The following is a 10,486-nucleotide window of genomic DNA, read 5'->3' as shown; positions in this document are numbered from 1 at the left end:
TTTCATATATATCGGGATGTAGCTCAGCTTGGTAGAGCACCTGGTTTGGGACCAGGGGGTCGCATGTTCAAATCGTGTCATCCCGATTTTTTTATTTGCGGGTGTAGTTCAATGGTAGAACTTTAGCCTTCCAAGCTAATAGCGTGGGTTCGATTCCCATCACCCGCTTCCAGGTGACATACAGAAAAGCCTTTGCTTATAGCAAGGGCTTTTTTTGTGTTAAATAGAATAAGTGTATTCTTTTTAACACAGGGTCGCGAATCATCAGTAGAAATCTCAACTGATGATAAACGTAGAATTACTTAAATAACGGAATCCATTTCGTTCACTACGCAAAAAAGACAAGCTCCTCTCCTGCAATGTACGTAGGAAGAGGAGCTTGTTTTTAGCAAGAGCTCGTGATTAGTATCTTTCCAGAATGGTCTGTGTTTTCAAGCCATCGGCAGGAATCAGCCAGTTGTTGTTCTCCAGCAATTGCAACAGTTGGGTACGCAGTCCTGATACGGCTACAGCATCATCGGTTTTGAAAGAAACCTCTACGATATTCTCAATACCTGTACCTGCTGCGTCACGGATCGGCCATACTTCGAGTGTAAGCTCTTGACCATTCCATGTACCTTCATAACGTTGGAATGTGATTGGACCATATGCACGGGATTGAGTCAATTGCTGCTTGCCCCAGTTGGAGGAACTCCAGTTTTTCAATTTGCCTGGAAGCTTGTCCAGTAACATGTTCAAGGCTTCTTGCTCAGAAGGAAGTTGGACTCCTGTTGCTTTGGTATCGACTTTTTTGGTGTTGGAGAAGCTCAGCGTCTGTTTGCCGTATCCCCAATCAATTTCAGCCTCGTAGTTATCATCTGATTTGTCAAATCCCTCTTGGTTAGCCAGAGTCAGCGCTGCGTTGATATCGCCATTGATCACAGGGTAGCGTTTTTTATAAGTCAATTCGTAGTTATTTTTATCATCCTTTTTGCGAAAACGAACGTTCCATCCTTGTTGATCCAATCCGAGAGCATTGGTGTCGAAGTACTCTACGTTAATATTTCTTGGCGTGGAACTCAGGCCGAGTGTCTGAATCACTTCACTGCGTGGTGTCCCATCTGTATTCAATACAAGCTCCGGCTTGGCCAGAAACTTTACTTCATAAGCAGGAACGGCATTGGCAGCAGCTGAAGCCTGGGGTGCTCCCAGAAATGTCATTCCACTTCCCAATGTTACGATGCTCAGCATTAATGAGGCGGTTACCTTTTTCCACTTTTTCAAAACCAATCACTCTCCTAATCTGGATTAACGTACAGATCCCACTTTATCGCCCGAGTATCTGAAAGCGATTAACGGGGAGCGCACATTGCGTTAACCCTGCATAGATTTGATGAATGGCAAACGATAGTTTATAGCGGATCAGGGCAATCAGCCATAGAAAGGGGGGAGCCGTGACTCACCTCTCGTAGCACTTCTTTGAAGCGGTTTACCTGAACTGAAGGGTGGCGGTCCTTGTTATGTACCGTATAGATATGGCGCGGCGCTTGCTCTCCCGGAATGGGAAGAACTTGAATGAGCCCGTGCTGTTCCTCCCACTGTACTGCCATCCGAGACATGAATGAGACATGCCCCCCGATTAACACCAGCTGTTTGATCGCTTCTAGAGAATCCATCTCCACCGTGCTCCGCAAACGAATATCATGTTGCGCGAGCCATTGGTTGGTTAACCGACGAGTACTGGACTCATTGCCGTGTAAGGCAAAAGGAATCTGCGCGATATGATCAGGGGTTAATGCATCCTTCTGGGCCAACCCATGTTGTGGAGAACAAATCAATACCAGGTCGTCTTCACATAACGTCTCGGCTTGCAGGGCAGGTCCAACAAATGGCTCTGAAGAGATCACCCCCAGATCAATCTGATGCCGAATTAACATCTCGCGAATAACAGGTGATGGTTTGACGAATAGGACGATACGAATGCCCGGGAATTCCTGAGAAAAGGTATTGAGTATGGTTGGCAGCAAATATGTGGCCGGTACATAGCTTGCCCCAATGTGCAGGGTGCCCCGGTAGAGACTGTCATATTCCTTTACGACCCGCCTTGCCTCTTGGGTCAGAGCATTGATTTTGACGGAATAGTGAAGCAGAGCTTGTCCGGCCTCAGTCAGAAAGGTCTTTCCACTGCGCGATTCGAATAATCGCACACCCATCTCTTCCTCCAATGACTTCATATGAAATGTAACGGTAGGTTGTTTGATCCCCAGTAACTCGGCCACGCTTGTCATGTGATGATGCTTGTCGATCAGCTCAACAATTTGCAATTTGATCAGATTCAATGTTCCAACACTCCTCTCACTTCTACTAGCCCCAATATATAAGATGATCTAATGTTTTTCATAAAGACGGAGAGTACAGAACCAATCTGAAGAAGCGAAGCGTTCGCCTTTATCCCCGGATTTCTCCCTTCATAAAGGGAATATAAGAAATCTGGGGATAACAGCGATCGGAAGATGGTGCTGTAATCGGAGCGACAAAATGAAAATTAATTTAATTCACCTACTATAGATTTAATCTATGAACATCAACAGAATTCATCTAAAAAGTTAATTCCAATTTTACATACAAGACATACAACTCGCGAAAGCGGACGTTAGACTGAGAACAGTGCAAGAGATCAAGTAACAGAAGACAGGCAGGGATGCTTATGAAATTAGAGATAACAGGAATTCAAAAATCATTTAATCAAACACCCGCGCTGCTGCCGACAGATCTAACGCTTGAACATGGAAAGTTCACGACACTGCTCGGCCCATCGGGCTGTGGCAAAACAACACTGCTCCGCATGTTGGCCGGGCTGGAACAGCCGGACGCGGGGGAGATTCGTGCAGATGGTCAGTGTATCTACTCTGCGGCGAAGCGAATTGATATACCAACACACAAGCGTAATCTGGGCATGGTGTTTCAAGATTTTGCATTATGGCCGCATATGACCGTATACGAAAATGTAGCGTTTGGCCTGAAGGCCGGAAAACAGAAATCCGATCTGCGGCAAAAGGTGAACGAAGCACTTGGCATGGTTCGCCTGCAAGGCATGGAAGATCGATATCCTCATCAGCTGTCTGGTGGACAGCAGCAACGGGTTGCTTTTGCCAGAGCCGTAGCGGTCAGACCTGGTGTGATCCTGTTTGATGAGCCACTGAGCGCACTGGATGCTGTACTCCGGGAAGAGATGCGGATTGAGATGATGTCTTTGGTACGAGACATGGGACTGACTGCGCTGTACGTCACACATGATCAGATTGAAGCGATGTCGATGTCGGACGAGATTGTGGTGATGCAGAAGGGGCGGATATTGCAAAAGGGAAGCCCGGAAACGATCTATTCGGCGCCAAGTGATCCGTATGTCGCTTCGTTTATCGGAAAGTCCAACTGGCTCACGCCTAATCAATCGATGGTGCGTCCAGAGCATGTCACCTGGAACAAAACAGGTCATGATGATCTGTGTTATCCGGGGACGGTACTTAGTGTCAGCTATGTAGGTGAACGTTATGAAGTACGAGTGCAGATGGAAGGGCTGGGCGTATGGACAGCCTATATGAACCAAAGGGTGCGCGTCGGGGAGCGGGTGCAGCTCTATGTAACCCCTGAGCAGATATGCCGAATGGACGGTTATGACCACCCGAGTGTGAAGCAGAACGAAGCAATCGCAGTGGCATATTAAATTGTTGAACGAGCACGCAGTTGGAAGCAGGAGTACACATTTTATAAGAAACCAGGGGAGTTGGACGAATATGTTAGGTATGAAAACACGGAAAAAGAGCGCAATGCTGTTATTAACAGCGGTAATGAGTATCAGTTTGTTCGGATGTAGCACAGGGAACTCAACTACAGGTAACGCGGCACAACCTGCAGGTGAAGGAAACACAGCAGCGGCGGCGGAAACAACGAAACCGGCTGGCGGCAAGTTGGTATTGTACAGTGCTGGCCCACAGAAGCTGGCGGATAATATCGTGAGCGGATTTACAGACAAAACAGGGATCGAAGTTGAGATGTTCCAGGGAACGACAGGCAAAATTTTGGCTCGTATGGAAGCAGAGAAATCCAATCCGGTTGCAGACGTTGTGATTCTGGCTTCCTTGCCTTCCGCACAGGCTCTGAAAGCTGATGGACTGACTATGCCTTACCCCGAAGCAGCCAATGCAGACAAGCTGAACAAGGATTGGTCGGATGCAGAGGGCAACTATTTTAGCAGCAGTGCTTCTGCACTGGGTATTGTATATAACACCAAACTGGTATCTACACCACCAACAAGTTGGGCAGAGCTCGCAACGCCTGCGTGGAAAGATGCAGTGAACATTCCCGACCCTACATTATCAGGTTCAGCACTCGACTTCATCACAGGATACCTGAGTGCGAACGGTGAAAAAGGATGGGATCTGTTAAGCGCCTATAAAGCCAATGGTGTAGCGATGGCAGGTGCCAATCAGGAAGCACTTGATCCGGTCATTACGGGTGCCAAAAGCATCGTAGCGGCAGGTGTGGACTACATGGCGTATTCCTCCAAAGCAAAAGGCGAACCACTGGATATCGTTTATCCTGAAGAAGGCACGGTAATCAGCCCAAGACCGGCAGCGATTCTGAAATCCAGCCCAAATGTAGAGAACGCCAAAGCGTTCATTGATTACCTGTTATCCGATGAAGCACAGAAGCTCGTTGCAGATGCCTATCTGATCCCAGGCCGCGAAGACATTGAAGCGACTAACCGTGCCAATGTGAAGGATATTCCACAGCTTAAAGTGGATTGGAACTGGATGAGCGAACATGGCGAAGAGACAGCAGCGCGTTTTTCAGAGACTTTTAAGTAAGAAGAACAAGTATAGAGACAATTAGGCAAAAGGAATACCTGCTGTCTGTGGAAAGTCATGTGAGGTGAACGTAGTGAAACCTGTTGGAATGGACAACAACCGAATTTTTCGGAGAGTGGGCGTGATTCTGGCCCTCTTTCTGCTGACCATAAGTATTGGCGTGCCGCTCTTGCTGATCTTCTGGCAAAGTGTGTATCCGGATGGACAATGGGACTGGATGGCTCCGATTCGCACGATTACAGGTCATCATCTATCAGGTGTATTGCTGAACTCCGTCTGGCTTGGCATCTGCGTTGTAGCGGTAACCACGCTGCTGGCGCTGCCGCTGGCCTGGATGATGGCGAAGACTCGGATGGGTGAGCATCGCTGGGTCGATGTAATCCTGATGATTCCGTTCATGACCCCGCCGTATATCGGTTCGATGGGCTGGATTCTGTTTATGCAAAAAGGGGGATATCTGCAGCAATGGGTGCCCTCATCTGCGGGCTGGAGTGAGCTGTTCTTCAGCTTCTGGGGCATGGTGCTCATCATGAGCTTGCACTTGTTCCCATTCCTGTATCTGCTGCTTCGAGATGCGTTGATCCGCATCGGTGGCAATCTGGAAGAAGCGGGAGCTGTGCATGGTGCACGTGCGGGGTACCGTTTCAGACGCATTATTCTACCCTTGTTGCTGTCGTCCTACGGCATGGGGATCATGCTGGTCTTTGTCAAAACGATTGCGGAATTCGGAACACCGGCAACCTTCGGGCGCAAGATTGGCTATTATGTCATGACCTCCGAAATTCATAAGTACATCTCCAGTTGGCCGATTGACTTCGGCAAGGCGACTTCACTGGCATCGGTGTTGCTGTCCGTCTGTCTGGTGATGTGGTATATGCAGTCTGCCATGAGCCGGAAGTTCACGTATCGTCTGGTTGGTGGCAAAGGGCAACGTTCGAAGCGATATTCTCTTCGTGGCGGAGCAGGATGGTTGTGTGGGGCGTATCTTGCAATCCTGTTGATCCTGTCGATAGGTATCCCATATTTCTCCATAATCGCCGCTTCGACCATGAAGTTACGGGGATCAGGAATTGCTTTTGATAATCTCACCTTGGATCATTACAAGGAGCTGTTATCTTGGGGATCAGTGAGTATGAAGGCCATCGGGAACAGTCTGGGATTATCCCTCGCGGCTTCAACGGTCGCTGTTATTATCGGAACCGGGTTTGCACTAGCGATCGGCAGATCATCTTCATTCATGCAGCGTGTGATTGACTTGTTCAGTCTGTTACCTAATACGGTGCCGGGCATCGTGATGGTGGTGGGTCTGATTCTGTTCTGGAATTCACCTTGGATGCCAGTCACGTTGTATAACACCTACGGCATGGTTGTGCTTACGTACGTTGTGCTCTTCTTGCCTTACACCGTGCAGTATGTAAAATCGAGCTTTACCCAGATTGACGGAACGTTGTTCCAGGCTGGGCAAGTCTTTGGCGGTAAACCGCTGTATATTCTGCGGCGAATTCTGATCCCGCTAATCCTGCCCGGCATGTTGGCCGGCTGGATGATGACCTTTACGATTGCTACCCGTGAGCTGGTTGGATCGTTATTGATTCTTCCACCGTCGATGCAGACGTCGGCTACGTATATTTTTGCCCAGTTTGAACAAGGTCAGGTATCACTGGGAATGGCGATGGCCGTGGTGACTGTAGGTATGACAGTGCTGATGCTGCTGGGAATCGAACTGCTGAATTCAAAGAGAAAGTGGAATGCATCATGATCAAACTGAACGTATGGGGCGGTGCAGGGGAACATGGACGTTCCGCCTATCTCCTGAGCGGGAGCAATTTTCGCCTTTTGCTGGATTGTGGTGTGAAAAAAGAAGGCACGGGCCAGTATCCGCTGATTGACCCGGAGATTGTCCCGCAACTGGACGCGGTCCTGTTGTCCCACGCCCATGAGGATCATTCGGTCGCCATCCCTTTGTTGTATAAGATGGGCTATCAGGGTGAAGTGTGGACGACAAGAGAGACGAGGGCGCAGCTACGTACGTATTTTGCCAACTGGCGAAGGTTTGCAGAACGTGTAGGAGAGAAGCTCCCTTACGATGAAGCAGATGAGCAGGCTATTCGTTATCGGTATCTGGAAGATGAGGTTGTATCCCAAAACTGGTTCGAACCCATTCCCGAAGTAAAAGTGATGTGGGGCCGGAGTGGACATCTGGCTGGATCGGTATGGTTTGGGGTTGAAATGGAAGGCAAGCGGATTTTCTATTCCGGGGACTACACGTCCGAGTCGATGCTTTTACAGGAGGATTGTCCAGCGGAGGCGTTCTCACAGGAAAACATGATTCGTGAAGATACGTTGTTCGATGCTCCGAGCGTTGAACAGTGGGTCGCGGAGGAACTCATCGTTATCAACAGTGGGCAAAAGGCTGGAGAATTCATAACGTCCCAAGATCAGACATCTGTTGCATCAGAGACATCGTCAAGAACACTCGTATCCACGGAGATACCCATGAAGCAGGGGAATTTCACATCCAACGTAGCAGATGGAGCAGTCAGAGCAGGCGGAGCAAACGTAGCAGACGTAGTAGACGCTGCGCCAATATCTTCCGTCGTGGTAGATCTGGCGATCATTGATGCGGCCTACGGTACGGACCAAGATGCACAGGCTGACAAACTGGAACAGCTGGAACAAGCCATTCGCCAGACGATTGCTCAAGGTGGAAAGGTGCTCTTACCCATGCCTGTCGTAGGGCGTGGACAGGAGATCATACTGTGGGCACAGCAACAATTCCCGGCTATTCCAATCGTAGTGGAACAAGGGCTGGTGGACGGTATGAAGCAGCTTATGCATGTTCCGTATTGGTTGAGGGAGAAGGGAGAGCATGTCATCGGAAGTTCGTTGAAAGACAAAATTGATGGCTTTCTGACCGGACGAGGATGGGATCTACCTACAACCACCCAAGAGCGGGATCAACTGTTGGAACATCATGCTGCTTCGCTATGGTTCATTCCGGACGGCATGATGCAGTCCTCGCTTGCCCGTTGGTACTATAGTCAATTATCGGACAGGGAGGAGAATCTGATTCTGCTCACTGGGCATGTTGCTCATGGTACATTTGCTGATAAGTTGCTACGGGTTCCTGACAAGTATGGCGTGTGTGATGTGCGGAAAATACGTTATAAAGTACATCAGGGCTGGAAGGATGTTGAACGGATGCTGCATCAGGTTCCAGCAAGGCATACGGTCCTTGTGCATGCTGACCGGGCAGAGACGGACCGATTAAAAGAAGGATTGCTCAGAAATAGCCCGTCACCGAGAACAGTGATACATTCACTGTCTGCTGGTGACGAGCTATATGTGTGAATTGTGTATGAATCGAATTGATGCGTCAGATTGGAACGTCCCTGGGGACGTTCTTTTTCCATTGTTGTCTGATCATTTAGGGTTCGCGATGAATGGGGTGCTCCAGTTCGGCATGACCCATCAAACTATCAACGGCTTCACCATCCACCAGTATATCCAGACTCTTCACTTCATCAAATTGAAACATCGTTGTTGTTAAAGCTTCCAATGCGAGCAATTCTCCACTGGTACCGAGGTTCGCTTCAGCGGGGATATGAACATCCAAAGTCACCGTACCCTCAGCATATTGGACAGAGAGCAATTCCACCTGCTCCCAGAGGGAAACAAGCTCTGAATCGGTGTTCGTTTGCAACGCTACAAATGTTTTTTCATATTTTTCGGAGTCATCCTTGTACTCAATTTCCTGCTCTGTTTTCTCTAGCTCAAGTACCTGAGAGTCTGCCAAATATACATCGACGACTTGTGTATTCATTGTGCCCAGATCCACCTCCGGTTCGGATGGGTTTGGTGACTGCGCCTGTCCTCCCTGAACAGCAGGTTCATTCGAACCGGATTCGTTCACTGGCTTCTGGGCACATCCAACTCCGATAAGGATCAAGCATGATAATATAAGTGCACAACCTAGCTTCTTATTCAAAGAATCACTTCCTTTGTCTGATTTATTTGATAATTTACAGGCCCAAATACTCCTTGATTCCATCGGCTATCGCTTGAGCGGCTTTCGTCTGAACAACTTCGGACGACATCAGTTCTTCATCGAGTACATTACTCAAGAATCCCACTTCCAAAAGCACTGCAGGCATGGTCGTGTCTCGGATTACTTCCAAGTTGCCATTTTTCACACCACGATCTCTGAGACCCATGGCTTCCACCAAACGTTGATGAATGATAGTGGCTAATTCTTTGCTATTACTGCGTTGATAGTAGTATGTCTCCGTACCTGTGGCTTGGGGGGCGGACTTCACACTATTGCCGTGGATAGATACGAATACATCCGCATTTAATTGATTGGCGAGTTGAACACGCTCAGGGCGAGTTGGATAAGTATCACCTTCACGAGTCATCACCAATTCGATATTGGGTTCATTGAGCAACAGGGCTTGTACTTTGTGAGCTAATGCCAGATTGTATTCCTTTTCGGGTTTGTTCGTGATGCTAATCGTCCCTGGATCACTGCCACCGTGTCCTGGATCGATGACCACAACCTTGCGTCCTGAATCGCCTACTGGAGTGACTGGAGCAGGTGTAACATTGTCACCCGCAACATTCAGATCAATAATCAGTTTGTCGGCAATCACATTGTGGTTGTACTGGACATCCTTCACATTATTCAATTCCACGACAATGCGAACTTGCGCCGGATCTCGTTTGAACAGCGAATATCTCACTTCTGTCACATTGGGATAACCACTCACATCCAGCTTGCCATTGAACCCTTGATCCAGCGGTTGGGAGATATCACCAAAGGTGGCACCAGGCAAGTCCACAACCAGACGATCAGGGTACTTGAGGGTCGTTACTATCGGCTGAACGGCCCCATCGGTGGATAAAACGAGCTGATTATTGGCAAATTGGATATCGGTAACCTGAGCGGTAGAGCTTGAATCCCCTTTTTCAGGACTATTTCCTGGTTCAATAGCAGGTTCCTTACTGGTGTTTGTTAAGTATACGATCTTGTCTTGATTGTTCCATCTTACCTTAAGCCCCATTTGTTCACTGACAAATCGAATGGGCACCACCAGCGTTTTGTTCAAAATTTGCGGTGCTGTGTTCAAAGTGACTTGTTTGTCAGCAACCATGGCTTGCTTTTGATCCACGGTTAGGGAAATCGTCTGTTGATCTTGCTGAATTTTTACAGTGCGTGCTTGTTGGTTCCAATCGACTTTGAATTTCAAATTTTCGGCAACGACGCGAATCGGGATCATCACGTTTTTATTGATAATCGTCACCTGTACATCACTTGGGAGGACTAATTCCTCTCCATCCATAAAGATTTTCGACGTGCTTGCAGCGGCATTTCCCTGATTAGGGAGCAAAACGAGTAAGAACAGACTCAAAAACAGTAATAAAATGGTTTTCTTCATTATGCACCTCGACTAGTATTAGATCTATATCTAACTTTCCAAAATATACCTACATATTATAAACGGTAAAAATGTAAAAATGTTTCTCTTCTGATATCTAATTATCAATTGATGGAAGAAAACATGATGTGTGATCGCAAATGGGGTGAATCTCTCTCTTTTTATTTTTAATGATGTAATTAAATTTCATATAATGTTTGACTT

The 10,486-nt window shown here is 47.8% G+C and carries 8 protein-coding genes and 2 tRNA genes; 6 read left to right on the top strand and 4 right to left on the bottom strand.

Features of this window, described 5'->3' with window-relative positions:
* Window positions 1–12 precede the first annotated feature (12 nt).
* Both AC6CIF_RS20700 and AC6CIF_RS20695 read left to right on the top strand, forming a co-directional pair.
* Window positions 13–86: transfer RNA gene (locus AC6CIF_RS20700), tRNA-Pro, on the top strand.
* A gap of 11 nt (window positions 87–97) precedes the next feature.
* A tRNA-Gly gene (locus AC6CIF_RS20695) sits at window positions 98–168 on the top strand.
* Window positions 169–402: 234 nt separating this feature from the next.
* On the opposite strand, the gene AC6CIF_RS20690 is transcribed toward AC6CIF_RS20695, so the two are convergent.
* Window positions 403–1,263, bottom strand: a complete 861-nt coding sequence (locus AC6CIF_RS20690) for a hypothetical protein (protein ID WP_498201375.1) — start codon at window positions 1,261–1,263, stop codon at window positions 403–405.
* Between the two features lie 128 nt (window positions 1,264–1,391).
* Window positions 1,392–2,318, bottom strand: a complete 927-nt coding sequence (locus AC6CIF_RS20685; protein ID WP_498201374.1) for a LysR family transcriptional regulator — start codon at window positions 2,316–2,318, stop codon at window positions 1,392–1,394.
* A gap of 368 nt (window positions 2,319–2,686) precedes the next feature.
* Here AC6CIF_RS20685 and AC6CIF_RS20680 point away from each other — a divergent pair, with 368 nt between their 5' ends.
* From AC6CIF_RS20680 to AC6CIF_RS20665, 4 genes are all read left to right on the top strand, one after another.
* Window positions 2,687–3,703 (top strand): ABC transporter ATP-binding protein, encoded by a 1,017-nt coding sequence (locus AC6CIF_RS20680; RefSeq protein ID WP_221823770.1) that lies wholly within the window; start codon window positions 2,687–2,689, stop codon window positions 3,701–3,703.
* 70 nt (window positions 3,704–3,773) lie between these two features.
* Window positions 3,774–4,847: an ABC transporter substrate-binding protein gene (locus tag AC6CIF_RS20675; protein WP_036673000.1), complete on the top strand. Its 1,074-nt coding sequence runs from the start codon at window positions 3,774–3,776 to the stop codon at window positions 4,845–4,847.
* An 88-nt stretch (window positions 4,848–4,935) separates the two neighbouring features.
* Window positions 4,936–6,606, top strand: a complete 1,671-nt coding sequence (locus AC6CIF_RS20670) for an ABC transporter permease (RefSeq protein ID WP_076254000.1) — start codon at window positions 4,936–4,938, stop codon at window positions 6,604–6,606.
* A complete protein-coding gene (locus AC6CIF_RS20665; RefSeq protein WP_498201373.1) occupies window positions 6,603–8,198 on the top strand; it encodes an MBL fold metallo-hydrolase in 1,596 nt (531 codons plus the stop codon). The genes AC6CIF_RS20670 and AC6CIF_RS20665 overlap by 4 nt, the downstream gene beginning before the upstream one ends.
* 76 nt (window positions 8,199–8,274) lie before the next feature.
* Here AC6CIF_RS20665 and AC6CIF_RS20660 read toward each other — a convergent pair whose 3' ends face one another.
* The gene (locus tag AC6CIF_RS20660) at window positions 8,275–8,835 is read right to left on the bottom strand and encodes a GerMN domain-containing protein (RefSeq protein WP_498201372.1); all 561 of its coding nucleotides are present in this window, start codon (window positions 8,833–8,835) and stop codon (window positions 8,275–8,277) included.
* 34 nt (window positions 8,836–8,869) lie between these two features.
* Window positions 8,870–10,282: an N-acetylmuramoyl-L-alanine amidase family protein gene (locus AC6CIF_RS20655; protein ID WP_498201371.1), complete on the bottom strand. Its 1,413-nt coding sequence runs from the start codon at window positions 10,280–10,282 to the stop codon at window positions 8,870–8,872.
* Between the last annotated feature and the right edge of the window lie 204 nt (window positions 10,283–10,486).

It is taken from the genome of Paenibacillus sp. GQ49 (assembly GCF_059759055.1).
The sequence above is the reverse complement of the archived record's forward strand: the minus strand, read 5'-3'. Positions and strand labels throughout refer to the sequence as shown.